The organism is Paraburkholderia sp. MM5482-R2, assembly GCF_050436125.1.
Lineage (GTDB): Bacteria > Pseudomonadota > Gammaproteobacteria > Burkholderiales > Burkholderiaceae > Paraburkholderia > Paraburkholderia tuberum.
On sequence record NZ_JBNDLP010000002.1, the window covers coordinates 352,072 to 378,095 of the forward strand.

Below are 26,024 nucleotides of genomic sequence, written 5' to 3' on the forward strand. Positions count from 1 at the left end.
CAATGTGCGCTGATTGCGCCGCGCGCACCGTGCGGCTTGCCCTTGCTCCCTTCATGACTCCAAAGCCTTCTTCGCGTTCTGCTTCCTCGTCGGCGCATTCGCGCGAATCCCGTTTGTCGACGCTGCAACTGTCGCCCGAATCGCTCGGGTTCGCACTCGATTGCGCGGCCCAGGCCGTCGGCGCCGTGCGTCTCGGCGCGGCCTTGCCCGCGGCGCTGCAAAGCGTTTTCGTGGCGGTGCCCGAGGACAACGCCGCAGCGGCGCGCGGCGCGGTGCAGGATATCGCCTATCGCACGATGCGCCGTCTCGCAACCGCCGAGTGGCTGATCGCGAAGCTGGTGAAGAAGGCGCCTCCGCCGCACGTCGCGCATGTGCTCGCGTGCGCGCTCGCGCTGCTCGTCGACGACGAAGCGAGCGCCGCCTACACGCCGTTCACGGTCGTCGACCAGGCGGTCAGGGTGATTGGCGCGCGTCGCGAGTTCGCGTTCGCGAAGGGGCTCGTCAACGCGGTGCTGCGCAACTTCTTGCGCGAGCGCGACACGTTGCTCGCCTCGGTGCAAGCCGATGAAGTAGCGCGCTGGAACTATCCGGCCTGGTGGATCGACGCGGTGAAGCGCGCATGGCCCGAGGCGTGGCAATCGGTGCTGGCCGCCGGCAACACGCAAGGTCCGCTGACGTTGCGCGTGAACGCGCGCCATTCGACGGTCGACGCCTATCTGCAAGTGCTGCAACGCCAGCAGATCGCCGCAAGCAAGGCTGGCGAGTACGCGGTCACGCTCGCGACGCCAATGCCGGTCGAGCGCATTGCGGGCTTCAGCGAAGGTGTCGTGTCCGTGCAGGACGCAGGGGCGCAACTCGCCGCGCAATTGCTCGGCGTGCGCGACGGCATGCGCGTGCTCGACGCATGCGCGGCCCCTGGCGGCAAGACCGGGCATCTGCTCGAGCTCGCCAACATTCAAGTGGTTGCGCTCGAAAGCGATGCGTCTCGCGCGCGCCGCATCGGCGAAAACCTGCGGCGTCTGAAGCTCGAAGCGGAAGTGCGCATCGGCGACGCGGGCAACCCCGCGCAATGGCACGACGACCTCGACCAGCCGTTCGACCGCATCCTCGCCGACGTGCCGTGCTCGGCGTCGGGCATCGTGCGGCGTCATCCGGATATTCGCTGGCTGCGTCGTCAGTCCGATATCGCCGCGCTCGTCGCCGAACAGCGCCGCATTCTCGACGCGCTGTGGCCGCTCGTGAAACCGGGCGGCGAGTTGCTTTACGTCACCTGTTCGATCTTCCCCGAAGAGGGCGAGTTGCAGGCACAGTGGTTTGGAAACCAGCACCAGGATGCGGTACGATTGGACGCGCCGGGGCAGCTTTTACCCTCAGTTGCCCGCGCGCCCGCCGACCCATCGGCCGGTTCTCATGCTGGACGACCCGCTGAATTCAGCGCCGGCACGAACTCAGACCACGACGGATTTTTCTACGCGCGCTTTCAGAAACGGTGACCATAAAACGCTTCTTCCCGCTTCGGCTCGCTGCCGTGCTCTGGATCGCGCTGGCCGTCTGGCTTGCAGCGCCGGGCGCGGCGCACGCTGACTCGATCGCGGTGCAGCGGGCGTCGCTGCAGGCCGACAACGGCGGCTGGAGTCTCGACGCGCATTTCGAATTCCAGCTGAACAGCAATCTCGAAGACGCGGTCAACAAAGGCATTCCGCTTTATTTCACGACCGATTTCGAACTGAGCCGGCCGCGCTGGTACTGGTTCGACGAGCAGCCGGTCAGCGTGTCGCAAAGTTTGCGGCTGTCGTTCCAGCCACTCACGCGCGAATATCGCGTGTCGAGCGTGCAGTCGGGCGGCTTGCAGCTCGGCTTTTCCACGCTCAACGATGCGCTCGCGGTGATCAAGCACGTGACGTCGTGGCACGTGATCGACCGCAATCAGGTGCGGGTCGGCGAAACCTATAACGCGTCCGTGCGCATGCAACTCGACATCGGGCTGATGCCCAAGCCGTTCCAGATCGACGCGGTGAACAACCGCGACTGGAACCTCGCCTCCGATTGGAAGCGCTTCACTTTCACGGCCGCCGATCGTGCTAAATAAAGTGCGCTCATCTTCCACCAGTGTCAGCAGCATCGTCGTGCGCGTGCTCGTGTCGACGGTCGCGGTGACGGCCGTGTTGCTGCTCGTGTTGCTGGCCGCCGCCAGCGCGAACACCGAATTCTTCGACCGCTATTACCAGTGGCTGTATGCGGCCAACGTCGCGGTCGCGTTGATCTTTCTGCTGGTGGTGGCGACGCTCGTCGTCATCATCATCGTGCGATTACGCACGGGCAAATTCGGCACACGGCTGCTCGCGAAGCTCGCGTTCTTCATGGCGCTGGTCGGTGTGGTGCCGGGCGGCATCATCTACATCGTGTCGTATCAGTTCGTGTCGCGCAGCATCGAGTCGTGGTTCGACGTGAACGTCGAAACCGCGCTCGCGTCCGGCCTCAACCTCGGGCGCGGCATGCTCGACGCGTCGCTGTCCGATCTGCAGACGAAGGCGCGTCTGATGTCCGAGCAGCTCGCGAGCGCGGATGCGGCCGGCACCACGTTGACGCTGCTGCGTTTGCGCGACCAGTTCGGTGTGCAGGACGCGACGATCGTCGAGCCGACCCGCAGCATGTCTGGCGCGACGCCGGACATGCACGTGGTCGCGCAGGCGTCCGGCAACTACGCGATGCTGCTGCCGAACGATCTGCCGACACCGCTGATGATCGAGCAGGCGCGTGGCCATGGCTATGCGGCGATCGAAGGCGAAGTGGACGGCGATCCGAATGCGCACGGCGGCAAGGGAGCGCTGCGTCTGCGCGTGGTGCAGCGTATTCCCGATGCGAACGCGTCGCTGTTGCAGCCCGCCGAGCGCTTCCTGCAACTGACGCAGCCGGTCTCGACGACACTCGCGCGCAATGCCGACTCGGTGCAGCGCGCGTATCGCGAGTATCAGGAGAAGGCGCTCGGCCGCACCGGCTTGCGCAAGATGTACATCGGCACGCTGACCCTGTCGCTGTTTCTCGCGACTTTCATCGCGATGATGCTCGCGCTGGCGCTCGGCAATCAGCTCGCGCGGCCGCTATTCCTGCTCGCGCAGGGCACGAAGGAAATCACCGAGGGCGACTACACGCCAAAGCGCGAGATCAAGTCGCGCGACGAACTCGGTTTCCTCACGCAGTCGTTCAATGCGATGACGCGGCAGTTGTCGGAAGCGCGCGGGGCGGTCGAGAAAAATCGTATCGCGCTCGAGCATTCGAAGGCGTATCTCGAGAGCATCCTCGCGAACCTGACCGCGGGTGTGTTCGTGTTCGACCGGCAATTCCGGCTGACCACCGCGAATCGAGGCGCCGAGCGGATTTTCCGTCAGCCGTTCCAGACGGTGCTCGGCTCGTCGCTCGATCAGATCGGCGTGCTCGGCGAATTCGGCGCGATGGTGCGCAAGGCATTCGCCGATCGCGAAGCGGCGAGTGAAGACGGCCATGACGACAACGGCCATTGGCAGCAGCAGTTCTCGGTGCCGGTGCCCGGCGAAACCGAGCCGCTCACGCTGCTCGTGCGCGGCGCGCGCCTCGTCGCGGCGAACGAGCGCGACGCTGAAGGCATGCAGACCGCGGGCTACGTGATCGTGTTCGACGACATCTCCGACGTGATCTCCGCGCAGCGTTCGATCGCATGGGGCGAAGTCGCGCGGCGCCTCGCGCACGAGATCAAGAATCCGCTCACGCCGATTCAACTGTCGGCCGAACGATTGCAGATGAAGCTCGCCGACAAGCTCGCGCCGTCGGATGCGGACGTGCTGAAGCGCGGCGCGACGACGATCGTCAATCAGGTCGCCGCGATGAAGCAGATGGTCGACGATTTCCGCGACTACGCGCGCACACCGCCCGCGGTACTCGCGCATCTGCAATTGAATGGTCTGGTCAGCGAGGTGCTCACGCTGTACGGTATCGAAGAAGGCAAGGGCGCGATCCAGGTCGAGCTGGCGACCTTGCCCGCGATACGCGGCGACGCGACGCAGTTGCGACAGGTGATCCACAACCTGCTGCAGAACGCGCAGGACGCGGTCGCCGAAGTCGCGCATCCGCGTGTTTTGCTCGAGACGAGGACAGTAGAATACGGAGACCCCGACGCGCAAGGCAAGGCGCGCGTCGCGGTCCGTCTGACAGTGTCGGACAACGGACCAGGCTTCCCCGCGCGTATCCTCACGCGCGCGTTCGAGCCGTACGTGACGACCAAGGCCAAGGGTACGGGTCTGGGACTTGCGATGGTCAAGAAGATCGTCGACGAACATGGCGCGCGCATCGACATTCGCAATCGCATGAAGGCCGGCGACGTGATCGAAGGCGCGCAGATTTCGATTCTCTTCCTTCAACTGGCGGACGACCCCGCGCAGCCGGGTGCACCTGGTTCGGGTGCCCATCCGGCGCACGGCGGCGCGTCGCAGGGAACGACAAAAGCAACAGTGCAGACAAGGGCAGCGTAAATGGCAACCATCCTGGTGGTAGATGATGAAATGGGCATCCGGGAACTGCTCTCGGAGATCCTCAGCGACGAGGGACACGTCGTGGAGGCCGCTGAAAACGCGCAGGAGGCGCGCGAGTTCCGTCTGCGTCAGGCGCCGGACCTCGTGCTGCTCGACATCTGGATGCCGGACACCGACGGCGTGACGCTGCTCAAGGAATGGGCCGCGCAAGGTCAATTGACGATGCCCGTGATCATGATGTCCGGTCACGCGACGATCGACACCGCGGTCGAGGCCACCAAGATCGGCGCGCTCAACTTCCTCGAAAAGCCGATCGCGTTGCAGAAGCTATTAAAGGCGGTCGAGCAGGGACTCGCGCGTGGTAACGCGGCGGCCGTGCCTGGCGGCGTGGCTGCGAAGCCGGCGTTGCCGGTCAGCGCATCGTCAGTCGCGTCGGCGGCCGCGTTGCCGATACTGTCGTCCGATGGCGTCGGCGGCGGCACGCTCGTCGCGCAAACCGCGTCGATCTCGTTCGACATTCCGCTGCGCGATGCGCGCGATGCGTTCGAGCGCGCGTACTTCGAATATCACCTCGCGCGCGAGAACGGCAGCATGACGCGTGTCGCGGAGAAGACCGGTCTCGAGCGCACGCATCTTTATCGCAAGCTGAAGCAACTCGGCGTCGATCTCGGCAAGAACAAAGGGGAGTGAGCGCCACGTGTTGCATGCGAACGCGGCCCGGCAGATTATTTATGAAAGGGCTTGCTGAACTGCGGATCGCTTGATATAGTTTCGTTCTTCGTTGGCCCGGTAGCTCAGTTGGTAGAGCAGCGGATTGAAAATCCGCGTGTCGGTGGTTCGATTCCGCCCCAGGCCACCAGGATTCGGCCCCAGGAAATCGCAAGATTCCCTGGGGCTTTTCCGTTTGGCGGACAAGTCGTCACTTCGGCTTGCCATGCAGTTGAAGCCGCGCGCGTGAGACAGCTGGCGTCGGCGACATTCGGTGTCGCGTGATAAAATCGCGCCAGTTCAAGGACTTGCATGCAGGCGTCGGACGCGGTCGTGCACCGCGCGAATGCAGTGCCGAGCATGTCGCACCGAAGCACCCAATCCTTCGCCCGACGATCGGCGGTATAAGCGCCCAGCCACGTTCCCGCGCAACGCGCGACCTATACTGCTTTGGGCCGGCACAGTGCCGGCACACGTCGCGCCGCGTTGCTTGCATGGCGCACCTCGCGCAGCGCGACGTGGCACTCTCATTCACGGAGTATCACGGTGATCCGCAAAGACGCTAAGCGTAGCGCGCTCGTGCTGTTTTCCGGCGGCCAGGATTCTGCCACGTGTCTCGCGTGGGCGCTCGACCGTTACGACACGGTCGAAACGGTCGGCTTCGATTATGGTCAGCGTCATCGTGTCGAACTCGAATGCCGCGAAGGATTCCGTCAGGCCGTCGCGCGTGCGTTTCCGGCGTGGGCCGATCGTCTCGGCGACGATCACACGATCGACCTGTCGCTGCTCGGCGCGATCAGCGACACCGCGATGACGCGCGAGATCGAAATCGAAGCCACGGCCAATGGGTTGCCGAACACGTTCGTGCCGGGCCGCAATCTGATGTTCATGACGATCGCCGCGGCCATCGCGTATCGGCGCGGTTTGCAGGTGCTGGTCGGCGGGATGTGCGAGACGGACTTCTCGGGCTACCCCGATTGCCGCGACGACACGATGAAGGCGCTGCAGGTCGCGCTGAATCTCGGCATGGACACGCGCTTCGCGCTGGAGACGCCGCTGATGTGGCTCGACAAGGCCGACACGTGGCGCCTCGCGCGCGCGCTCGGCGGCGACGCATTGGTGGAACTGGTGCGTGTCGAGACGCATACCTGCTACGTCGGCGAACGGGCCGAGTTGCACGCATGGGGCTTCGGCTGCGGCGAATGCCCGGCATGCCGGTTGCGCAAACGCGGCTATGAGGCCTATCTCGCCGGCGAAAAAGTCACCGAGCCGGTCTGACGGCTCGCGCGAGAGCGCCCATCATTGAGCATCATTGATTCAGGAACACAGGACAGAAAGCAGCATGACGTACGCGGTCAAGGAAATTTTCTACACGTTGCAGGGCGAGGGTGCGAATGCCGGGCGGCCGGCCGTGTTCTGCCGTTTCGCGGGCTGCAATCTGTGGTCCGGCCGCGAAGAGGATCGCGCGGACGCCGTCTGCCGTTTCTGCGACACCGATTTCGTCGGCACCGACGGCGAGAACGGCGGCAAGTACCGCACACCTGACGAACTGGTCGCGATGATCGCGTCGCAATGGCCGCAAGGCGAGGGCGAACGCTTCGTCGTGTGCACTGGCGGCGAGCCGATGCTGCAGCTCGATCAGCCGCTCGTCGACGCGCTGCACGCGGCCGGCTTCGAGATCGCGATCGAGACCAACGGCTCGCTGCCGGTGCTCGACACGATCGACTGGATCTGCGTGAGCCCGAAGGCCGACGCGCCGCTCGTCGTGACGAAGGGCAACGAACTGAAAGTCGTGATCCCGCAGGACAACCAGCGCCTCGACGACTACGCCAAGCTCGACTTCGAGTATTTCCTCGTCCAGCCGATGGACGGCCCGTCGCGCGACATCAACACGAAGCTCGCGATCGACTGGTGCAAACGTCATCCGCAGTGGCGCCTGTCGATGCAGACTCACAAGTATCTGAACATTCCCTGATTTGCCGTGCTGACGATTACCCGAAAACTCGAATTCGACGCGGGCCACCGCATTCCCGATCACCGCAGCCAGTGCCGTAATCTGCATGGCCATCGCTACGTGCTCGAAATCACGCTGCTAGGCGATCTGGTCGACACCGAAGGCGCGCCCGATCGCGGCATGGTGATGGACTTCGCCGACGTGAAGTCGCTCGCCAACGAGCACCTGGTCGACAAGTGGGACCACGCGTTTCTCGTCTACGAAGGCGACACGCAGGTGCGTGGCTTCCTCGACAGCATGGCGGATCACAAGACGGTCGTGATCGATCGCATTCCGACCGTCGAAAACCTCGCCGCGATTGCGTTCGACATTCTCGCGAACGTCTACGACGCGCACTACGGCGTGAACCTGCGCCTGCACAAAGTGCGTCTGTACGAGACGCCGAATTGCTGGGCCGAGGTGGTCCGCGACTCGCTTCCCACCTGAACCCACGCCCCGCCGCGCGAACGAACTTCTCGCGTTATTGTCACGGTATGATCGTTCCGACCAACACACGGAGCGAGACATGCCGGTCACCGCATCGCGTCGCAGCAGGCAACGAGGCCGTCAGCGCCCCGGTGCCTGCCTGATCCACTATCTGGCCCCGCTTCGCATTGCAAACCTGCGCGAGGCCAGCCGATGAGCACCTTCACCAACTCCCTCAAACAACGTCTGAAGGACAACGCGCCGCTGATCGGGCTGTGGTTGTCGCTCGGCAGCGAGGCCGCCGCCGAAGCACTCGCGCACGCCGGCTTCGACTGGCTGCTGATCGACATGGAGCACGCGCCCAACGATAGCGGCGGCGTCGAGTCGCAATTGCGCGCGATTGCCGCCGCCCATCTGCCGAGCGAGCCGGTGGTGCGGGTGCCCGCGAGCGAGCCGTGGCTCGTCAAGCGCGTGCTCGACGCCGGCGCGCGCACGCTGATGTTCCCGAACATCGAATCCGCTGAAGACGCGGCACGCGCCGTGCGGCTCACCCAATATCCGACCGCCGAGGCGCTCGACGGCCTGCGCGGCGTCGCGGGCGTCGTGCGCGCGGCCGGTTACGGCATGCGGCGTGATTACGTGCAGACGGCCAACGCACAGATCGCGACGATTGTGCAGATCGAATCGGCGCGCGGCTTGCGGGAGGTCGAGCAGATCGCGGCGACGCCGGGCGTCGATTGCCTGTTCGTCGGGCCGGCCGATCTGGCCGCGAGCCTTGGTCATCTCGGCGACCCGAAACACGCGGACGTGCAGGCGGCGATGGCGCGTATCGTCAGCGCGGCGGACAAGGCCGGCATTGCCGCCGGCATCTTCGCGATGGACGTGGCGAGCGCGCGGCAGCATCGCGACGCCGGTTTTCGCTTCGTCGCGCTAGCCGCCGACGTGATCTGGATGTTGCGCGCGACGCGCCAGGCATTACAGGAGGTGAGGTCATGAACGGCAGAGTGCAGGGGGGCGCCGGGCGGATGATCACGCGAGTGACCGCGCAAGTGACCATGGCGGTGGCGCTGCTCGCGACTGGGGCGTGGAACGCCGCGTATGCACAGGATCACGTCGCCAAGGCGAACGATCCGCAGACGCAATCCGCGGTGGCCGACTACAACGCCGGCAATCTTGGCGCCGCGCTGAGCGAATTCCGCCAGGCCGCCGAGCGCGGCAGCCGCCTCGCCCAGTTCAATTACGCGATGATGCTGCTCAACGGCGAAGGCACGCCGGTCAACGTCGACGAAGGCAAGAAGTGGCTGCGCAAGGCCGCCGACGCGAACATGTCGCACGCGCAATATGTGTACGGCAAGATGTACGACGATGGCGAGTTCGTCGGGCGCGATCCGGTGGAGGCGCATCGCTGGTTCATGAAGGCGGCCGCGCAGGGCCATGTGCAGGCGGAGCTCGCGCTCGCGAATCAGTTCCTCGACGGACGCGGTACCGAGCGTGACAACAAGCAGGCGTTCGTCTGGTACAAGAAAGCGGCGCAGGGCGGCGACATGACCGCGCAGTACGTGACCGGCTCGTTCTACGAGCGCGGCGGCGATGGCGTCGACCGGAATCTGAATGTGGCGCGCGCATATTACGCGGCCGCGGCGGCGCAGGGCGATCCGGCCGCGCGCCTGAAGTATCAGCAGTTGAGCGCGCAGCTGCGCGATCAGAAGGAAGTGAAGCCGCAGTAATAAAGCAGCAAAAAAGCAAAAAGGGCGCTCGCAACGAGCGCCGTTTTTTGCATTGTCGTTTGCTAGCGTGCCGCTAGCTACGGGTTAGCTCTGCATCAACCGCTTCTGTCGCGCGACGCTCATGATCAGCCCGATCGCGACGCCCAATGTAGTCAGCGCGGTGCCACCGTAACTCATGAACGGCAACGGCACGCCGACCACCGGCAGAATCCCGCTCACCATGCCGATATTGACGAACGCGTACGTGAAGAACGCCATCGTCAACGAGCCGGCCAATAATCGCCCGAACAATGTCGCGCCGTTGGCCGCGATGTAGAGCCCGCGCGCGATCAATAGCATGTACAGCGTGAGCAGCACGATTCCGCCTGCCAAACCGAACTCTTCCGAAAACACCGCGAAGATGAAGTCGGTGTGCTTCTCGGGGATGAACTCCAGATGCGCCTGCGTACCCTTCAGCCAACCCTTGCCGAGCGGGCCGCCCGAGCCGATCGCGATCACCGCTTGAATCGTGTGGAAGCCTTTGCCGAGCGGGTCAGAGGTCGGATCGAGCAGCGTGCAGATGCGGTGCTTCTGGTAGTCGTGCATCAGCGGCCACTGCACTTCGGGCTGACAGATCTTGTCCTGGAACGCCGCGATCGACGCAACCGCAATCACGGCCGCGATCAGCACCGGCATGATCAGCTTGAAGCTCAGCCCCGCGAAGTAAATCACGAACAGGCCGGCCGCGAACACGAGCACGGCCGTGCCGAGGTCGGGCTGCTTCGCGATCAGGCCGACCGGCACGATGAGGATCACGAAGCCGACCAGGTAGTCGTACCAGCGCATCACGCCTTCGCGGCGCTGGTAGTACCAGGCGAGCATCAGCGGTGTGGCGATCTTCATGATTTCCGATGGCTGGATCACCACGCCGACGTTGATCCAGCGCTTCGCGCCCTTGCGCGTAAGGCCGAACATCGCGACTGCGACCAGTAGCGCGATCCCGAACGCGTAGAGCGGGACCGCGAAGCGCATCAGCGTATTGGGCGGCACATTGGCGAGCCCCCACATCAGCACGAAGGTGAGCAGGATGTTGCGCAACTGGTCTTCGACGCGGCCCGGCATGTCGAGCGTCGCGCTGTACAGCGTGACGATGCCGACGCACAGCAGCAGAAACACGATCAGTGCGAGCGGACGGTCGAAGCCTACGAACATCCGTTTGATGCGCTCGAGCCAGGCGCGCTTGTCGAATTGCATGCCTTTCTCCTTATTCGTCGATGCCGCCGGCGGCCGGCTGGCGCGGCGACGCGCCCTGGAAGCTGTCCTCGCGCGATGGTGCCGCTGCGGTCGGCGCCGGCTCGCTTGCCGGACGGGGTTGGTGCGGGGCGCCGGACGTACGCGACGCGGATTTCTTTGCCACGGACGAAGCCGATGCCGCTGCCGGCGCGCTGGCCGGCACCGTTGCCGCCGCGCCAGCCGACGCCGCCACCGGCGCAGACGCGCCATTCGCGCCCGAAGCCGCAACGGCCGCCGACGCACCGGAGGCCACAGCGGCAGCCGCCGCCCCTGGCATCGGCAGTGCCTTGAAGCCCGCCGCAATCTTGAGCGGCTGAGCGCCATCATGCGATACAGGCGTATCGCCGACCTGCGGCGCGGATGCTTCGAGCGTGGTCGATGCCGCTACCGCGACGGCCGCTTCTTCCGCGCCGGGCTTGTTCTTCCCGACCAGGTAATAGTCGAGCACCCTGCGCGCGATCGGACCGGCCGCCTCCGCGCCCCAGCCGCCGTTTTCGACGACCAGCGCGAGTGCGATCTTCGGTTGATCGGCCGGCGCGAAGGCGATGAACAGCGCGTGATCGCGCAAATTCTCCGCAACCGCGTGACCTTTGTAGTTCGCGCCTTGCAGCGAGTACACCTGCGCGGTACCGGTCTTGCCGGCCGCCTGATATGGCGCGCCCGCGAACACTTTGGCCGCCGTGCCGTTCGTGACCACGCCTTCCATCGCGCGCTTGATGAAGTCGATGTCCTGCTGCTTGACCGCGATCTTGTCGCTCGGATCGCGCACCACCGGCCGCGTGTCCTTCGTGATCGGATTCTCGATGTCGCGCACGAGGTGCGGCTTCATCACGACGCCGTTGTTCGCGAGCGTTGCGGTGGCATGGGCGAGCTGCAGGATCGTGAACGAGTTGTAGCCCTGGCCGATGCCGAGGCTGACCGTTTCGCCTTCGTACCACTTCTGCTGCTCGGGGCGGCGGTACGCGTGGCGCTTCCAGTCGGTCGACGGCAGGATGCCCTTCGCTTCGCCGGCGATGTCGATGCCGGTGATCTGCCCGAAGCCCCACGGCTTCATGAAGTTCGCGATGTTGTTGACGCCGAGATCGTGCGCGAGCATGTAGAAGTACGTGTCGTTCGACACGACGATCGCGCGGTTCATGTCGATCCAGCCTTGGCCCGAGCGCACGTCGTTGCGGAACGTGTGGCCGCCGAACGTGTAGTAACCGGGGTCCTGGAAGCCCCAGCTCGGCGTGCGCTTGTGCAGCGTCAGCGCGGCGAGCGCCATGAACGGCTTGTAGGTCGAGCCCGGCGGATAGGTGCCGTGCAGCGGCCGGTTCAGGAGCGGATGGTCGGGCGAGTTGTTCAGCTCGTCCCAGGTCTGCTGGTCGATGCCGTCGACGAAGGAATTCGGATCGAAGCTCGGCGCCGACACGAATGCGAGCACGTCGCCGGTGGACGGCTCGATCGCGACGAGCGCGCCGCGGTGTCCGGCGAACGCCTGCTCGGCGACCTGCTGAAGGCCGATGTCGAGCGACAGCACGAGGTTGTTGCCCGGCGTCGCCTGGGTGCGCGACAGCGTACGCACCGGGCGGCCGCCCGCCGTCACCTCGACTTCCTCGAAACCGGTCTGGCCGTGCAGCTCGGTCTCGTAGCTCTGCTCGACGCCGATCTTGCCGATGTAATCGGTGCCCTTGTAGTTGTTCGCGTCAAGACGCGGATCGTAGTGATCCGGATCGCTGTCGTTCTGATCGCTGGCGTCGTCGATGCGGTCCTGGTCGCGTTGCGAAATCCGTCCGATGTAGCCGATCACGTGCGCGGCCGTCGGCCCGAGCGGGTACTGGCGGAACAGCCGCGCGCGCACTTCGACGCCAGGGAAGCGGAAGCGCTGCGCGGTGAAGCGCGCGACTTCGTCGTCGGTCAGGCGCGTGCGGATCGGCAGACTTTCGAAGTTCTTCGAGTCTTCCTGCAGCTTCTTGAAGCGGCGACGGTCGCGCGCATCGATCGACACGACGGTGGCGAGGTTGTCGATCACGTTATCGAGCGTGTCGTTCAGCTTCGATGGAGTGATTTCGAGCGTATAGGCCGAGTAGTTCTTCGCGAGCACGACGCCGTTCCGGTCGGTGATGATGCCGCGGTTCGGCACGATCGGCGCGACGGAGATGCGGTTTTCATCGGCTTGCAGCGAGTACTTGCTGTAGTGCCAGACCTGCAGGAACAGGAAGCGGAAGCCGATCAGCCCGAAGCAGACAAACACGAACAGGCCCGCCGCCGCGACGCGCAGGCGGAATTTCGTGAGCTGCTGTTGAGTGTCCTTGAATTCGGTCATGCGATTCTGCAAAAGGCCGGCATGCGGCCATCAAGAGTGTGCGCCCAAACTGGCCGCGGCCGGTGGGCCCGATGCGGGATCAAATGGGGCGCGTATCGTCCGGGTCGGCGGGGCGGCGCTGCGGCATCAGCAGCAAGATGCTGGCGACCGGCCACAGCGCAGCTTCGACGAAACCGTCGATCAGATAACTCCAGCCCGGAAACGCCGCGCCGGTCAACAACCGGATCACGAACGGCACCAGTTGCGCGACGACGAGCAGCGGCATCACCGCGAACGTCTGCACGCCGAGCGACATCCACAACACGCGGCGGTGAATCGTGATCGCGCCGTACGAGAGCAGCGTGTAGGCGAGCGCGTGCTCGCCGAGCAGGCTCGCGTTGTGCACGTCCATCAGCAGACCGAGCAGAAACGCGATGCCCATGCCCACCTTGCGCGGCTGATGGACATTCCAGAACAGCAGCACGAGTGCGACGAAATCGGGCACGCCGGCGAGACGCCCCCACGGCATCAGGTTCAGCAGGAACGCGGAAGCGAGGCTGAACGCGATGAAGTACGGGTTGACCGGCTGCAGGATGTATTGCGGGCGATTCATGGCTGAGCCCCCGGCTCGGCTTGCGGCTTCACGTTCTTCGCGGCGGCCGGCTTTTCGGCTTTCCTGTCGGCTGCGGGCTTGTCGGACTTCTTGTCGGCCGCAGCTTTGCCCGGCGCCTTTTCCACGGATTTGGCTGCGGGCTTTTCGGTCGGCGCTTTGTCGGCGGCGTTCCTGTCGGCTGGCCTGGCGGCGGATTTGTCCGCCGCGCCCTTGCCGTCCGCTGCTTTGGCGCCCTTCTTCGCTTTCGCTTCCTTCGCGACGGTTGCCGCGTCGGGTTCGTCCGCCGGGCGCGGCGGCGCGTTGTTCTGGACGTGCAGCACGAGCACCTGACGCGCACCGCGCACTGCGGCGACCGGCAGACTGACTACGTGCGCAAACGCGGTGTCGGCCTGCTTGTCGACGCGCACGACCTTCGCGACCGGCAGCCCCGGCGGATACACGCCGTCGAGGCCGCTCGTGACGAGCTCGTCGCCGGTCTGGACGTCGGCGCTGATCGGCACGAAGCGCAGATCGAGCGTGTCGCCCTTCGGCGTACCGTAGATCACGCTGCGTAAGCCGGTGCGCAGAATTTCGACCGGCACCGCCTGGTCCTTGTCCGTCAGCAGCGTGACTTCGGCCTGCAGCGGGAACACCCGTGTGACCTGGCCGATCACGCCATCTTCGTCGACGACCGGCGAGCCGTTCTGGATGCCTTGCTGCGCGCCGCGTCCGATCACGACCTTCTGCGTGAACGGATCGCGCGTGTCGTACTGGATTTCGGCGGGCAGCGATTGCGTGGTGAGGCTCTGCGACAGTTGCATCAGCGCGCGCAGATGGCCATTTTCGGCGGCGAGCGACGCGGCCAGATTGGCCTGCTGCGACAGCCGCAGATCCTTCGCGCGCAGCTTCGCGTTCTCGTCGCGCAGCGTGGCGCTCGTCACGGCGAGGTCGGCGGCGCCCATGAAGATGTCGCGCGGCACGAGCGCTGCGCGCTGCAAAGGATAAAGACCCGCGCCGAGCACGCCGCGGACGATTTCGAGCGTCTGGAAGCGGGCATCGGAGATCAGCAGGGCGAGCGCCAGCACGACGAAGAACACCAGTCGGGCCAGAGCGGAGGGGCCTTGCTTGAACAGGGGCGGCGGACTGTATTCCATGGTCGGCGCCGGGGCGTGAGCGGTTGGGTGAGACGGCGACGCGCAAGGCGCGCGCGGTCAGCGAGCGGAGGCTGGTCGGCCCAGCCAACGACAAAGCGGCCCGCAAGGGGCCGTGTGCCAGATCCGCGCTACTGACATGGGAGGAAGGCTCGCTTACTCGTACGAGAAGATGCTGCCGAGCTTGTCCATGCGTTCGAGCGCCATGCCCGAGCCGCGCACGACGCAGGTCAGCGGGTCTTCGGCGACGAGCACCGGCAGGCCGGTTTCTTCGGCGAGCAGGCGATCGAGGTCGCGCAGCAGCGCGCCACCGCCGGTCAGCATCATGCCGCGCTCGGCGATGTCCGCGCCGAGTTCCGGCGGCGTCTGTTCCAGTGCGATCTTCACCGACGACACGATCTGGTTCAGCGGATCGGTCAGCGCTTCGAGGATTTCGTTGCTGGAGATCGTGAAGCTGCGCGGAATGCCTTCCGACAGATTGCGGCCCTTCACTTCCATTTCCTTGACTTCGGAGCCCGGGAACGCGGAGCCGATTTCCTTCTTGATGGCTTCGGCGGTCTGTTCGCCGATCAGCATGCCGTAGTTGCGGCGGATGTAGTTGACGATCGCTTCGTCGAACTTGTCGCCGCCGACGCGCACCGAGCCCTTGTACACGATGCCGCCGAGCGAGATCACGCCGACTTCTGTCGTGCCGCCGCCGATGTCGACGACCATCGAACCCGTTGCTTCCGACACCGGCAGGCCCGCGCCGATCGCGGCAGCCATCGGCTCTTCGATCAGATACACCTGCGAGGCGCCCGCGCCGTGCGCGGCTTCCTTGATCGCGCGACGCTCGACCTGGGTCGAACCGCACGGCACGCAGATGATGATGCGAGGCGACGGCGAGAACATGCGCGATTCGTGAGCAGTCTTGATGAACTGCTTGATCATCTGCTCGGTGACGGTGAAGTCGGCGATCACGCCGTCTTTCATCGGGCGGATCGCCTCGATGTTGCCCGGCACCTTGCCGAGCATCTGCTTGGCTTCCTTGCCGACTGCCTGAATGGTCTTCTTGCCGTTGGGGCCGCCTTCCTGGCGGATCGACACGACCGACGGTTCGTCGAGAACGATGCCCTTGCCGCGCATGTAGATAAGGGTGTTGGCGGTGCCGAGGTCAATCGCCAGATCGTTGGAGAAGTAGCTGCGCAAAAAACCGAACATTCAAAATCCTGTCTCGCTGGGGGCCGGGCCTCGCACCGTATGCGTAGGGCGGCAGCGGAAAAATAACAGCTTCAACCGGGCGGTAGCGACGCCACATGAACTTGAAGCCGCGGGGGAGTCTACCGGAGGCCGTTGCAAAGCCAGGGCGGAAAGCGCCGGACGTTCTTGGAATTGTCCGTAAGGCCTTGGTAAGTCGGTCCGGGTTTGGGTCGAACGCGTAATGATACCTTATAATTTTGGATGTTTTGAAGGAAACGGAGCGCACATTTTGTCATTGCGGCTCCTTTTTCCGGATTGTCCTATCTTGTCGTAACCCGCTGTTACAACGCGACTTTTTAACTGTTGTGACATTCCACCCTTTCCGGTGACTGCATGGCTCTGACCCTGACCGATGTAAAACGCATCGCGCATCTCGCGCGACTCGAACTGGCCGATGCCGACGCCGAGCACACGCGTGCCCAGCTCAATGATTTTTTCGGCCTCGTCGAGCAGATGCAGGCGGTCGATACCACCGGCATCGCGCCGCTTGCCCACCCGATCGAGCAGATCGAAGACGTCGCGCTGCGTCTGCGTGACGACGCCGTCACGGAGACGGTCGAGCGCGAGGCTTTCCAGCGCCCCGCGCCGGCCGTTCAGGACGGCCTGTACCTCGTGCCGAAGGTGATCGAATAAGACCCGCCGGGCAGACCCCGGGTCTGGCGTCGGCGCGAGCCTCCGTGGTCCAGACGCGCGTCCTCGCCGCGAAGCTTGCCGGACCGGTCTGCCGACGGGCAACCGAAGGCCTCCACGGCGGCGTGACCACGCTGCCGCGCTTTCCAGGATAAAACGCAATGCATGAAAAAAGTTTGAGCGAACTGCGCGCTGCGCTCGCGGCCAGGGAATGCTCCGCAGTCGAACTGGCGCAGCTGTACCTGAAGCGGATCGACGCGGCCAATAGCCTGAACGCGTTCATTCAGGTCGATCCGGAGCTGACGCTCGCGCAGGCGAAAGCCGCCGACGCGCTGCTGCACACCGGCCATGCAGGCCCGCTGGTCGGCCTGCCGATCGCGCACAAGGATGTGTTCGTCACGAAGGGCTGGCGCTCCACGGCCGGCTCGAAGATGCTCGCGAACTACGAAAGCCCGTTCGACGCGACCGTGGTCGCGCGTCTGCAGAACGCCGGCATGGTGTGCGTGGGCAAGACCAACATGGACGAGTTTGCGATGGGTTCGTCCAACGAGAATTCGTATTTCGGCGCCGTGCAGAATCCGTGGGACCGCAAGGCCGTGCCGGGCGGTTCGTCGGGCGGCTCGGCTGCCGCCGTGGCCGCGCGTCTCGCGCCCGCCGCGACCGGCACCGACACCGGCGGCTCGATCCGCCAGCCGGCGTCGTTCTCGGGCATCACCGGCATCAAGCCGACGTACGGCCGGGTGTCGCGCTACGGCATGATCGCGTTCGCGTCGTCGCTCGACCAGGGCGGCCCGATGGCGCAAAGCGCCGCGGACTGCGCGACGCTGCTCAACGCGATGGCCGGCTTCGACGAGCGCGACTCGACGAGCCTCTCGCACGAGCGCGAGGACTACACGCGCTATCTCGGCAAGTCGTGGCAGGACGACGGCACGGACAAGCCGCTCGCCGGTCTGCGCATCGGCCTGCCGAAGGAGTATTTCGGCCCCGGTCTCGCCGACGACGTGCGCGCGTCGATCGACGCCGCCTTGAAGCAGTACGAAGCGCTCGGCGCGACGCTCGTCGAGGTATCGCTGCCGAAGACCGAACTGTCGATCCCGGTCTACTACGTGATCGCGCCGGCCGAAGCATCGTCGAACCTGTCTCGTTTCGATGGCGTGCGGTTTGGCCATCGCGCGGCCGGGTACCGCGATCTGCTCGACATGTACAAGAAGTCGCGCGCCGAAGGCTTCGGCCCGGAAGTGAAGCGCCGCATTCTGGTCGGCACCTACGTGCTGTCGCACGGCTACTACGACGCGTACTACCTGCAGGCGCAGAAGATCCGCCGCATCATCGCGCAGGACTTCCAGCAAGCGTTCAAGCAGTGCGACGTGATCATGGGACCGGTCGCGCCGTCGGTGGCGTGGGACATCGGCGCGAAGGGCGACGATCCGGTGCAGATGTATCTGGCCGACATCTACACGCTGTCGGTGAGCCTCGCCGGCCTGCCGGGCATGAGCGTGCCGTGCGGCTTCGGCGCGGGCGCGAACGCGCAGCGTCCGGTCGGTCTGCAGATCATCGGCAACTATTTCAACGAAGCCCGGATGCTGCAGGTGGCCGACGCGTTCCAGCGCGCGACCGACTGGCACCGTCAGGCACCGGCAGGAGTGTGAGCATCATGACCAAACAATGGGAAGTCGTGATCGGTCTGGAGACCCACACGCAGTTGTCGACGCATTCGAAAATCTTCTCGGGCACCGCGACCCAATTCGGCGCCGCGCCGAACACGCAGGCCAACCCCGTCGATCTGGCCCTGCCGGGCACGCTGCCGGTGATGAACCGCGGCGCGGTCGAACGCGCCATTCAGTTCGGCCTCGCGATCGGCGCAACGGTGGCGCCGCGCAGCATCTTCGCGCGCAAGAATTATTTCTACCCCGACCTGCCGAAGGGCTACCAGATCAGCCAGTACGAAATCCCCGTCGTGCAGGGCGGTCAGGTGACGATCCAGGTACCGGCCAATGAAAAGGCGGGCAAGGAAGCGTACGAGAAAACCATCAACCTGACGCGCGCCCACCTCGAGGAAGACGCGGGCAAATCGCTGCACGAAGACTTCGCGGGCATGACCGGCATCGACCTGAATCGCGCCGGCACGCCGCTGCTCGAAATCGTCACCGAGCCGGAAATGCGCAGCGCGGCCGAGGCCGTTGCCTATGCGAAGTCGCTGCACACGCTCGTCGTGTGGCTCGGCATCTGCGACGGCAACATGCAGGAAGGCTCGTTCCGCTGCGACGCGAACGTGTCGGTGCGTCCGGTCGGCCAGAAGGAATTCGGCACGCGCACCGAGACCAAGAACCTGAACTCGTTCCGCTTCCTCGAAGAAGCGATCCAGTACGAAGTGCGTCGCCAGATCGAGCTGATCGAAGACGGCGGCACGGTGGTGCAGGAAACGCGTCTGTACGATCCGGACAAGCGCGAGACGCGTTCGATGCGCAGCAAGGAAGACGCGCACGACTACCGCTATTTCCCCGACCCCGACCTGATGCCGCTCGTGATCGACGCCGCGTGGGTCGAGCGCGTGAAGAGCGAGATGCCGGAACTGCCGGAAGCGATCCAGCGGCGCTTCGTGTCGCAGTACGGACTCACGCCGTACGACGCGAACGTGCTGACCTCGAGCAAGGCGACGGCCGCTTACTACGAAGCGGTGGTCGCCAAGTTCGGTGCGGCCAACGCGAAGGTCGCGGCGAACTGGGTGATGGGTGAAGTGTCGTCGCAACTCAACCGCGAAGGCCTCGACATTGCCGCGTGCCCGGTCTCGGCCGCGCAGCTGGCGCTGGTTCTGCAACGTATTGCCGACGGTACGATCTCGAACAAGATCGCGAAGGAAATCTTCCTCGCGATCTGGGAAGAGAAGGCCACCGACGAAGCCGCCGCCGATCGCATCATCGAGGCGAAAGGCCTGAAGCAGATTTCGGACACCGGCGCGCTCGAAGCGATCATCGACGAAGTGCTCGCCGCGAACCAGAAGTCGGTCGACGAATATCGCGCCGGCAAGGAAAAGGCGTTCAACGCGCTGATCGGCCAGGCGATGAAAGCAACCAAGGGTAAGGCCAACCCTGCTCAGGTCAATGAATTGCTCAAGAAGAAGTTGTCCTGAGTTGAAGTGCCGCGGGCCGGGCGTGATCGCGCCCGTGTCACCACGGGCCGTTGCCGGATCGAAGCAGGGCAACGGCCCGTTTTATTTTGCGGACCCGCTTCAGCCGGTTAAGCGTAGGTAAGCGTAGACCTTGGAGTGTATGCATGACAAAGCAACCCGATCTCGACGATTTCCGCGTGCCGTATTTCGACGACGGCAAGAAAAAAAACCACTTCTCGCTCGAGCATTTCGACCCGAAGGCGAAGCCGTTTTCGAGCGGCTCGAAAGACGCGGACCGCGCGCGTCTGTCGGAAGTAGGCCTGCTGCTCGACAACCTGCAGGAGCGGCTGCACGCGCAGCGCAAGCGCCGCGTTCTGCTAGTGCTGCAAGGCATGGACACGAGCGGCAAGGACGGCACGATCCGCGCGGTATTTCACGAAGTCGACCCGCTCGGCTTGCGCATCGTGCCGTTCAAGGCGCCGACGCCCGTCGAACTCGCGCACGACTTCCTGTGGCGCGTGCATTCGCAGGCACCCGCGGCCGGCGAGCTGACGATCTTCAACCGCAGTCACTACGAAGACCTGCTCGTGCCGACCGTGCTGGGCGCGCTCGACGCCGCGGCGTTCCAGCAGCGGTGCCGCCACATCCGTCAGTTCGAGGAGATGCTCGCCGACAGCGGCGCGACGATTCTCAAGTGCATGCTGCACATTTCAAGGGACGAGCAGCGTGTGCGTTTGCAGGAGCGCATCGACGATCCGCTGAAGCACTGGAAATTCGACGTGTCGGATCTCGAAGCGCGCAAGCAGTGGGACGCGTATCAGTCCGCGTATCGCGACACACTGGCCGCGACGTCGACGGAATACGCGCCGTGGTACGTGATTCCGGCCGAGTCGAAGACGCATCGCAACGTGATGGTCGCCGAACTGCTGCTGCGCACGCTCGACGCGCTGAAGCTCGAATATCCGCCGGCCAAGGAATCGCTGAAGGGCGTCAAGGTCGAGTGAACGCGGCCTTGCCCCTTGGCTTCAGAAACGAATCGAACAAAAGAGGAAAGACATGTTGCGTGTGATTACCGCCAACCTCAACGGCATCCGCTCGGCGGCGAAGAAGGGCTTTTTCGACTGGTTCGGCGAACAGGGCGCCGACGTGCTTTGCGTGCAGGAAATCAAATGCTCGCAGGATGACATGACGCCGGAGTTCATGGCGCCGCATGATTTCACCGGCTATTTCCAGCATGCGGTAAAAAAGGGTTATAGCGGCGCGGGCGTCTATACGCGTCATGAGCCGGACGAAGTGGTCATCGGCTTCGGCAGCGAGGAGTTCGACCCGGAAGGGCGCTATGTCGAGCTGCGTTTCGGCAAGCTGTCGGTGGTCTCGGTGTATGTGCCGTCGGGGTCGAGCGGCGACGAGCGCCAGCAGGCCAAGTTCCGTTTCATGGACGAGTTCATGCCGCATCTCGCCGAACTGGCGAAGGAGCGCGAGGTCATCGTGTGCGGCGACGTGAACATCGTGCACAAGGAAATCGACATCAAGAACTGGAAGAGCAACCAGAAGAATTCGGGCTGCCTGCCCGAAGAGCGCGCATGGCTCGACAAACTGTTCGACGAAGTCGGTTATGTGGATGTGTTCCGCACGCTCGATCAGCGGCCCGAGCAGTACACGTGGTGGAGCAATCGCGGTCAGGCGTATGCGAAGAACGTCGGGTGGCGGATCGATTACCAGATCGCGACGCCGGGCGTCGCAAGCAAGGCGAAGCGCACCGACGTGTTCCGCGACATCAAGTTCAGCGACCATGCGCCGCTGACCGTCGACTACGACCATAAGGTCAAAAAGTAAGCCCACCGGCCGCGACGCGTGCAGCGCCGTGGCCCGCCGGCAGTCGTAGAACCGGGGTATCAGTCGCGCGCAGGCTTGCGGGTCGGCCGACCGATGCCTGCATAATCGGGCAACTCGTCGACGCTCTTGCCGATTGCCTTCGCGTACAGCGGCAGCATGTCCGGCAGCCGCTTGATGATGTCGTCGCGGCGCGCCGGCGTGTACGGATGCACGTAGATGAAGCCCTGCTTGCGACTGCCGCGCGTCGCCTGCGCGAGCTTATCCCACAGCGTGACCGCCGCGCGCGGATCGAAGCCGGCGCGCGACGCGATATCGCTGCCAATCACGTCGGCTTCGGTTTCGTCGGTGCTCTCGTACTTCATTTCCAGCAGACGCGAACCGATGCCGAGCGGCGCCATGCCCAGATCGGCGAGGCCGAACAGTTGCGGAATCGTGCCGGACGAATCGAGCTGGCTCGCCTGCAACTGACCGAGCCGCATGCGCGCGTGCTCGCGCAACGCATGCGCGATCTCATGGCCGATCAGCATGCCGACCTCGTCGTCGTTCAGGCGGACGCGATCGAGAATCCCGCTATAGACGACGATCTTGCCGCCCGGCAGGCAGTACATGCGGATGTCGGTCGAGCGCACCACCGCGACTTCCCACTTCCAGAGCTTGGCTCGCTCGTTCCATTTCAACGAGTACGGAATCATCCGGTCGATGATCGAGCGCACGCGCGTCACGCGCGCGTCCGTCTCGCCGTACAGGCGGTTCGCGTGGCTGGCGCCGTAGACGATCTGGTTGAACTCCTCGGCGGCCTGCGCCTCGAGCATCGACGACGGGATCAGGTTGCGGAACACCATGTAGCCACCGTAGCGCAGTTGCGGGCTCACGTAGTAGGGCGGCGGGACGGCCGCGGGGGCCGATGCCGCGGCGGGCGCTTTGGCGGTGGCGGGGGCGTGCGCGAGCTGCGGCGCGGAGCCGGAAGTAGCGGCGCCCGGAGCGCTACCGCTAGCGCTGGGCGTGCCCGGGGCACCGGCGTTGGCACCGGTGCTGTTATTCGCGCCAGGATTGGCACCGCCGGCGCTGTTGTTGCCGCTGTTGCCGCTGTTGCCGCCTGCAGCCGAAGTCGCGTTGTCCGCGGCGCTGGTGCCGCTGGTCGCGGACCTGGCCGCAGGCATCGGAGCTGGGTTGGGCGTCGCACCGCTGGTGGTCGCGGCGGCGGCGGCGGCCGGCGCGGGCGCTTGCGCGCCGCTCACCGGGCTGGCGCCAATCGCCGGCGTGCCGGCCGCATAGGCGCCAGCCGGCATCGCCAGCGCGACGCTCGCGCAACCGAGGACGCTTACGGCGCTGAGTGTGGTGCGGCGCGCGCGGGTCGGAATCGGTACCTTCACGACCGGTCCCTCCACGGCGCGATGCGCACCAGCAGCAGCATGCCGGGCACCGCGAGCGCGGTGCAGAGGATGAAGTAGTCAAACCAGCCCATCCGCGCGACCACATAGCCGCTCGCCGCCGACGCGAGCGTGCGCGGCACCGACGCGAGGCTCGTGAACAGCGCGAACTGCGTCGCGGTGTAGCGCGGATCGGTGGTGCTCGCGATATACGCGGTGAACGCGGCCATCGTGAGACCGGTGGCGAAGGTCTCGAAGCCGTACACGAGCGCGAGCGCGACCGAGCGTGGATCGAGCTGCACGCTCCAGTCGATGCCGACGAACGACAGCAGCTTCGTCGTCCCCTGGCTCAGTGCGACGGCAATGTTGTAAATCGCGGCAAGTCCGGGCGAGTCCGGGCCGAGATGCGCGAGCCACGCGAAGCCGAGCGTCGACACCATCTGCAGCAAACCGAAGATCCACAAGCCGCGGCCGATGCCGATCTTCATCAGCCAGATCCCGCCGACGATGCCGCCCGCGAGACTCGCGCCGAACGCCGTGGTCTTGGCGATCACGCCGATCTGCGTGCGCGAAAAGCCGATGTCGAGGAAGAACGACGTGGACAGCGTGGTCGCCATCGTATCGCCGAGCTTGTACAGGAAGATGAAGCCGAGCACGAAAAGGGCAGTGCGCCAGCCGTCGCGCTGAATGAATTCCCTGAACGGCTCGACGATCGCCTCGCGCAGATTCTTCGGCGGCTCGCCGTGCACCTCGGGCTCGCGCACGACCAGCGTCATCAGAACGCCCGGCAGCATGAACGCGGCCGTCACGATGAAGACGGTGCTCCACGGCAGATGATCGGACAAAATCAGCGCGAGCGAACCGGGCACGAGCGCCGCGATCTTGTACGCGTTCACGTGCACCGCGTTGCCGAGGCCCTGCTGCGTGTCGCTGAGCAATTCACGCCGGTACGCGTCGATCACGATGTCGGAGCTCGCGCCGAAGAACGCGACCAGAGCGGTCAGCGCGGCGACGGTCCAGATCGATTCGCGTGGCGACACGAAACCGAGCGTCGCCATCGCGCCGGCCACGAGCAATTGCGTGACGAGCATCCAGCCGCGCCGTCTGCCGGGCCGCCAGGCGGGCACGCGCGGTACGTAGCGGTCCATCAGCGGTGCCCAGACGAATTTCCAGGTGTACGGAAACTGGATCAGCGCGAAGAGGCCGATTTCCTTCAGATTGACGCCTTCCGAGCGCAGCCACGCCTGCACGAGGTAGACGAGCGTAAACAGCGGCAATCCCGACGTGAAGCCGAGAAAGACGCAAATCAGCATGCGCGTATTCAAAAACGCGCGCCAGCCGGGATGTTCTTCGTGAGCGGTAAGTGCGGGCGCCTCGTGCGGCGGGTTCGACATGTGGATAAGTGACGTTAGCTTTTCTTGACGCGATAGACCGCAAGACTACCACGCCAGTTCACGCCCCAACGCACCACCTGTCCGTCATGCAGCACGACGCGATCGAGAATCTCGATGCCGACTTCGGGCGCGAGGGCTTCGAAGTCCTTGATCGTCAGCACACGCACGTTCGGCGTGTTGTGCCATTGATAAGGCAGCGACTTCGACACCGGCATACGCCCCTGCAACACCGACAGCCGATGCGCCCAATAGCCGAAATTCGGAAACGACACGATGCATTGCTTGCCGACGCGCACCGTCTCGCGCAGGATCGCCGCGGTCTGATGAATCGTCTGCAGCGTCTGCGACAGCACCGCGAAATCGAAGCTGCCGTCTTCGAACAGGCGCAGGCCGTCTTCGAGATTCTGCTGGATCACGTTGACGCCCTTCTGCGTCGCGGCGAGCACGCCGGCGTCGTTGATCTCGATGCCGTAGCCCTGCACGTCCAGTTCTTCGTTCAGCAGCGAAAGCAACGAGCCGTCCGCGCAGCCGAGATCGAGCACGGTCGCGCGCGGTTCGACCCAGCGGGCGATCGCGCGGAAGTCCGGGCGCAATGCCAGGTAATCAAGTGCTCGCTGGTTCATGCGTTGACCTCGTTTGCAATGCGTTCGTAGTAGGCGCGCAGCAGGTTGTGATAGCGCGCATCGTCGAGCAGGAAGGCATCGTGGCCGTGCGGCGCGTCGATCTCCGCATAGGTGACCGTGCGCTTGTGGTCGAGCAGCGCCTTCACCAGTTCGCGCGAGCGTGCCGGCGCGAAACGCCAGTCGGTCGAGAAGCTCGCGATCAGATACTTCGCGGTGGTGTGCGCTAGCGCGGCGGTCAGATCGCCGTCGAAGGCCTTGGCCGGATCGAAGTAGTCGAGCGCGCGCGTGATCAGCAGGTAGGTGTTCGCGTCGAAGTAGTCGGCGAACTTGTCGCCCTGATAGCGCAGATACGATTCCACTTCGAATTCGACGTCGAAGCTGAAGTTGTAGTCATCGAGCGCGCCTTCCGCGCGACGCAGCGAGCGGCCGAATTTTTCGGCCATGTCGTCGTCCGACAGATACGTGATGTGGCCGATCATTCGCGCGACGCGCAGGCCGCGCTTCGGTTTCACGCCGTGCGCGTAGTAGTTGCCGCCGTGGAAGTCGGGGTCTGACAGGATCGCCGAGCGTGCGACCTCGTTGAACGCGATGTTCTGCGCGGACAGTTTCGGCGTCGATGCGACCACGATGCAATGCGCGACCCGCTCCGGATACATCATGCTCCACGCGAGCGCCTGCATGCCGCCGAGACTGCCGCCCATCACGGCGGCGAAGCGCGTGATGGCCAAGGCGTCGGCGACGCGCGCCTGAGCGTTGACCCAGTCTTCGACGGTGACGACCGGAAAGGTCGCGCCATACGGCTTGCCGGTCGCGGGGTCGATGCTCATCGGCCCGGTCGAGCCGAAGCACGAGCCGAGGTTGTTCACGCCGATCACGAAAAACCTGTCGGTATCGAGCGGCTTGCCCGGGCCGACCATGTTGTCCCACCAGCCGATGTCCTTCGGATCGTCGGCGTACACGCCCGCCACGTGATGCGATGCGTTCAGCGCGTGGCACACGAGCACCGCATTGCTGCGCGCGGCATTGAGCGTGCCGTAGGTCTCGACCATCAGGTCGTAGCCTGCGAGCGAGCTGCCGTTGCGCAATGGCAGCGGCTCGGTGAAATGCATTTTTTGGGGAGCGACGATGCCGATGGATTCCATTCATTCCGCCATTGAGTCAACAG

23 protein-coding genes and 1 tRNA gene are annotated in these 26,024 nt (G+C 64.8%); 15 read left to right on the top strand and 9 right to left on the bottom strand.

Translation table 11 applies throughout. The features are described from left to right. The first annotated feature begins 53 nt into the window (after positions 1 to 53). The 10 genes from rsmB to OKW37_RS04730 all read left to right on the top strand — a co-directional run bounded on the left by rsmB (position 54) and on the right by OKW37_RS04730 (position 9,359). Positions 54 to 1,493, top strand: a complete 1,440-nt coding sequence (rsmB, locus tag OKW37_RS04685; protein ID WP_429407815.1) for a 16S rRNA (cytosine(967)-C(5))-methyltransferase RsmB — start codon at positions 54 to 56, stop codon at positions 1,491 to 1,493. Further along, on the top strand, positions 1,490 to 2,089 hold the full coding sequence (locus OKW37_RS04690) for a DUF4390 domain-containing protein (protein ID WP_184025788.1): 600 nt from the start codon (positions 1,490 to 1,492) through the stop codon (positions 2,087 to 2,089). The genes rsmB and OKW37_RS04690 overlap by 4 nt, the downstream gene beginning before the upstream one ends. Further along, complete coding sequence (locus OKW37_RS04695) at positions 2,079 to 4,505, top strand: sensor histidine kinase (protein WP_184060907.1); 2,427 nt, start codon at positions 2,079 to 2,081, stop codon at positions 4,503 to 4,505. The genes OKW37_RS04690 and OKW37_RS04695 overlap by 11 nt, the downstream gene beginning before the upstream one ends. Beyond that, a complete protein-coding gene (esaR, locus tag OKW37_RS04700) occupies positions 4,506 to 5,195 on the top strand; it encodes a response regulator transcription factor EsaR (protein ID WP_184051110.1) in 690 nt (229 codons plus the stop codon). It begins immediately after the preceding gene. A 93-nt stretch (positions 5,196 to 5,288) separates the two neighbouring features. Continuing rightward, positions 5,289 to 5,364, top strand: a tRNA-Phe gene (locus tag OKW37_RS04705). Between the two features lie 395 nt (positions 5,365 to 5,759). After that, positions 5,760 to 6,491 carry a 7-cyano-7-deazaguanine synthase QueC gene (gene queC, locus OKW37_RS04710; protein WP_429407813.1) on the top strand — a complete coding sequence of 244 codons (732 nt, stop codon included), beginning with the start codon at positions 5,760 to 5,762 and terminating at the stop codon, positions 6,489 to 6,491. 64 nt (positions 6,492 to 6,555) lie between these two features. Beyond that, positions 6,556 to 7,188, top strand: a complete 633-nt coding sequence (queE, locus tag OKW37_RS04715) for a 7-carboxy-7-deazaguanine synthase (RefSeq protein ID WP_184060905.1) — start codon at positions 6,556 to 6,558, stop codon at positions 7,186 to 7,188. Between the two features lie 9 nt (positions 7,189 to 7,197). Beyond that, positions 7,198 to 7,653, top strand: a complete 456-nt coding sequence (gene queD / locus OKW37_RS04720) for a 6-carboxytetrahydropterin synthase QueD (RefSeq protein ID WP_184061034.1) — start codon at positions 7,198 to 7,200, stop codon at positions 7,651 to 7,653. Positions 7,654 to 7,845: 192 nt separating this feature from the next. After that, the gene (locus OKW37_RS04725; RefSeq protein WP_429407811.1) at positions 7,846 to 8,628 is read left to right on the top strand and encodes an HpcH/HpaI aldolase family protein; all 783 of its coding nucleotides are present in this window, start codon (positions 7,846 to 7,848) and stop codon (positions 8,626 to 8,628) included. Further along, positions 8,625 to 9,359, top strand: a complete 735-nt coding sequence (locus OKW37_RS04730; RefSeq protein ID WP_184060904.1) for a tetratricopeptide repeat protein — start codon at positions 8,625 to 8,627, stop codon at positions 9,357 to 9,359. The genes OKW37_RS04725 and OKW37_RS04730 overlap by 4 nt, the downstream gene beginning before the upstream one ends. Positions 9,360 to 9,443: 84 nt before the next feature. On the opposite strand, the gene rodA is transcribed toward OKW37_RS04730, so the two are convergent. The 5 genes from rodA to OKW37_RS04755 all read right to left on the bottom strand — a co-directional run bounded on the left by rodA (position 9,444) and on the right by OKW37_RS04755 (position 15,858). Beyond that, positions 9,444 to 10,592, bottom strand: coding sequence for a rod shape-determining protein RodA (gene rodA / locus OKW37_RS04735; protein ID WP_187612101.1), 1,149 nt, complete (start codon positions 10,590 to 10,592; stop codon positions 9,444 to 9,446). Positions 10,593 to 10,602: 10 nt separating this feature from the next. Beyond that, the gene (gene mrdA, locus OKW37_RS04740) at positions 10,603 to 12,936 is read right to left on the bottom strand and encodes a penicillin-binding protein 2 (RefSeq protein WP_429407808.1); all 2,334 of its coding nucleotides are present in this window, start codon (positions 12,934 to 12,936) and stop codon (positions 10,603 to 10,605) included. Positions 12,937 to 13,015: 79 nt separating this feature from the next. Further along, positions 13,016 to 13,528, bottom strand: coding sequence for a rod shape-determining protein MreD (mreD, locus tag OKW37_RS04745; protein ID WP_018419085.1), 513 nt, complete (start codon positions 13,526 to 13,528; stop codon positions 13,016 to 13,018). Continuing rightward, positions 13,525 to 14,661, bottom strand: a complete 1,137-nt coding sequence (mreC, locus tag OKW37_RS04750; protein ID WP_184060901.1) for a rod shape-determining protein MreC — start codon at positions 14,659 to 14,661, stop codon at positions 13,525 to 13,527. Before mreC ends, mreD begins: the two co-directional genes overlap by 4 nt. Positions 14,662 to 14,814: 153 nt before the next feature. After that, positions 14,815 to 15,858 (bottom strand): rod shape-determining protein, encoded by a 1,044-nt coding sequence (locus OKW37_RS04755; protein WP_004189550.1) that lies wholly within the window; start codon positions 15,856 to 15,858, stop codon positions 14,815 to 14,817. Between the two features lie 372 nt (positions 15,859 to 16,230). On the opposite strand from OKW37_RS04755, the gene gatC reads away from it, so the two are divergent. From gatC to OKW37_RS04780, 5 genes are all read left to right on the top strand, one after another. Beyond that, positions 16,231 to 16,530 (top strand): Asp-tRNA(Asn)/Glu-tRNA(Gln) amidotransferase subunit GatC, encoded by a 300-nt coding sequence (gene gatC, locus OKW37_RS04760; protein WP_018419087.1) that lies wholly within the window; start codon positions 16,231 to 16,233, stop codon positions 16,528 to 16,530. 158 nt (positions 16,531 to 16,688) lie between these two features. Further along, positions 16,689 to 18,176: an Asp-tRNA(Asn)/Glu-tRNA(Gln) amidotransferase subunit GatA gene (gene gatA / locus OKW37_RS04765; RefSeq protein WP_429407804.1), complete on the top strand. Its 1,488-nt coding sequence runs from the start codon at positions 16,689 to 16,691 to the stop codon at positions 18,174 to 18,176. Between the two features lie 5 nt (positions 18,177 to 18,181). Next, positions 18,182 to 19,657, top strand: coding sequence for an Asp-tRNA(Asn)/Glu-tRNA(Gln) amidotransferase subunit GatB (gene gatB / locus OKW37_RS04770; RefSeq protein WP_429407802.1), 1,476 nt, complete (start codon positions 18,182 to 18,184; stop codon positions 19,655 to 19,657). A gap of 143 nt (positions 19,658 to 19,800) precedes the next feature. After that, a complete protein-coding gene (locus OKW37_RS04775) occupies positions 19,801 to 20,640 on the top strand; it encodes a PPK2 family polyphosphate kinase (RefSeq protein WP_429407800.1) in 840 nt (279 codons plus the stop codon). A gap of 52 nt (positions 20,641 to 20,692) precedes the next feature. Then, complete coding sequence (locus OKW37_RS04780) at positions 20,693 to 21,472, top strand: exodeoxyribonuclease III (RefSeq protein WP_429356417.1); 780 nt, start codon at positions 20,693 to 20,695, stop codon at positions 21,470 to 21,472. Positions 21,473 to 21,531: 59 nt separating this feature from the next. On the opposite strand, the gene OKW37_RS04785 is transcribed toward OKW37_RS04780, so the two are convergent. From OKW37_RS04785 to metX, 4 genes are read right to left on the bottom strand one after another with little or no spacing between them, the layout of a single operon-like run. Beyond that, the gene (locus tag OKW37_RS04785; protein WP_429407798.1) at positions 21,532 to 22,860 is read right to left on the bottom strand and encodes a M48 family metallopeptidase; all 1,329 of its coding nucleotides are present in this window, start codon (positions 22,858 to 22,860) and stop codon (positions 21,532 to 21,534) included. After that, entirely contained in the window at positions 22,842 to 24,236 is a 1,395-nt protein-coding gene (locus OKW37_RS04790; RefSeq protein WP_184060896.1) for an AmpG family muropeptide MFS transporter, read from the bottom strand. The genes OKW37_RS04785 and OKW37_RS04790 overlap by 19 nt, the downstream gene beginning before the upstream one ends. Before the next feature lie 14 nt (positions 24,237 to 24,250). Then, a complete protein-coding gene (gene metW / locus OKW37_RS04795; RefSeq protein WP_090802214.1) occupies positions 24,251 to 24,859 on the bottom strand; it encodes a methionine biosynthesis protein MetW in 609 nt (202 codons plus the stop codon). Beyond that, complete coding sequence (gene metX, locus OKW37_RS04800; protein WP_184060895.1) at positions 24,856 to 26,001, bottom strand: homoserine O-succinyltransferase MetX; 1,146 nt, start codon at positions 25,999 to 26,001, stop codon at positions 24,856 to 24,858. The genes metW and metX overlap by 4 nt, the downstream gene beginning before the upstream one ends. Between the last annotated feature and the right edge of the window lie 23 nt (positions 26,002 to 26,024).

What these genes read in the sequence shown, in the direction of transcription:
- metW (WP_090802214.1), bottom strand. Translation starts at nt 24,859, where the DNA reads ATGAACCAGCGAGCACTTGATTACCTGGCATTGCGCCCGGACTTCCGC.
- queE (WP_184060905.1), top strand. Translation starts at nt 6,556, where the DNA reads ATGACGTACGCGGTCAAGGAAATTTTCTACACGTTGCAGGGCGAGGGT.
- rodA (WP_187612101.1), bottom strand. Translation starts at nt 10,592, where the DNA reads ATGCAATTCGACAAGCGCGCCTGGCTCGAGCGCATCAAACGGATGTTC.
- OKW37_RS04775 (WP_429407800.1), top strand. Translation starts at nt 19,801, where the DNA reads ATGACAAAGCAACCCGATCTCGACGATTTCCGCGTGCCGTATTTCGAC.
- rsmB (WP_429407815.1), top strand. Translation starts at nt 54, where the DNA reads ATGACTCCAAAGCCTTCTTCGCGTTCTGCTTCCTCGTCGGCGCATTCG.
- esaR (WP_184051110.1), top strand. Translation starts at nt 4,506, where the DNA reads ATGGCAACCATCCTGGTGGTAGATGATGAAATGGGCATCCGGGAACTG.
- gatB (WP_429407802.1), top strand. Translation starts at nt 18,182, where the DNA reads ATGACCAAACAATGGGAAGTCGTGATCGGTCTGGAGACCCACACGCAG.
- metX (WP_184060895.1), bottom strand. Translation starts at nt 26,001, where the DNA reads ATGGAATCCATCGGCATCGTCGCTCCCCAAAAAATGCATTTCACCGAG.
- OKW37_RS04780 (WP_429356417.1), top strand. Translation starts at nt 20,693, where the DNA reads ATGTTGCGTGTGATTACCGCCAACCTCAACGGCATCCGCTCGGCGGCG.
- gatC (WP_018419087.1), top strand. Translation starts at nt 16,231, where the DNA reads ATGGCTCTGACCCTGACCGATGTAAAACGCATCGCGCATCTCGCGCGA.
- OKW37_RS04725 (WP_429407811.1), top strand. Translation starts at nt 7,846, where the DNA reads ATGAGCACCTTCACCAACTCCCTCAAACAACGTCTGAAGGACAACGCG.
- OKW37_RS04790 (WP_184060896.1), bottom strand. Translation starts at nt 24,236, where the DNA reads ATGTCGAACCCGCCGCACGAGGCGCCCGCACTTACCGCTCACGAAGAA.
- OKW37_RS04755 (WP_004189550.1), bottom strand. Translation starts at nt 15,858, where the DNA reads ATGTTCGGTTTTTTGCGCAGCTACTTCTCCAACGATCTGGCGATTGAC.
- gatA (WP_429407804.1), top strand. Translation starts at nt 16,689, where the DNA reads ATGCATGAAAAAAGTTTGAGCGAACTGCGCGCTGCGCTCGCGGCCAGG.
- mreD (WP_018419085.1), bottom strand. Translation starts at nt 13,528, where the DNA reads ATGAATCGCCCGCAATACATCCTGCAGCCGGTCAACCCGTACTTCATC.
- mreC (WP_184060901.1), bottom strand. Translation starts at nt 14,661, where the DNA reads ATGGAATACAGTCCGCCGCCCCTGTTCAAGCAAGGCCCCTCCGCTCTG.
- OKW37_RS04730 (WP_184060904.1), top strand. Translation starts at nt 8,625, where the DNA reads ATGAACGGCAGAGTGCAGGGGGGCGCCGGGCGGATGATCACGCGAGTG.
- mrdA (WP_429407808.1), bottom strand. Translation starts at nt 12,936, where the DNA reads ATGACCGAATTCAAGGACACTCAACAGCAGCTCACGAAATTCCGCCTG.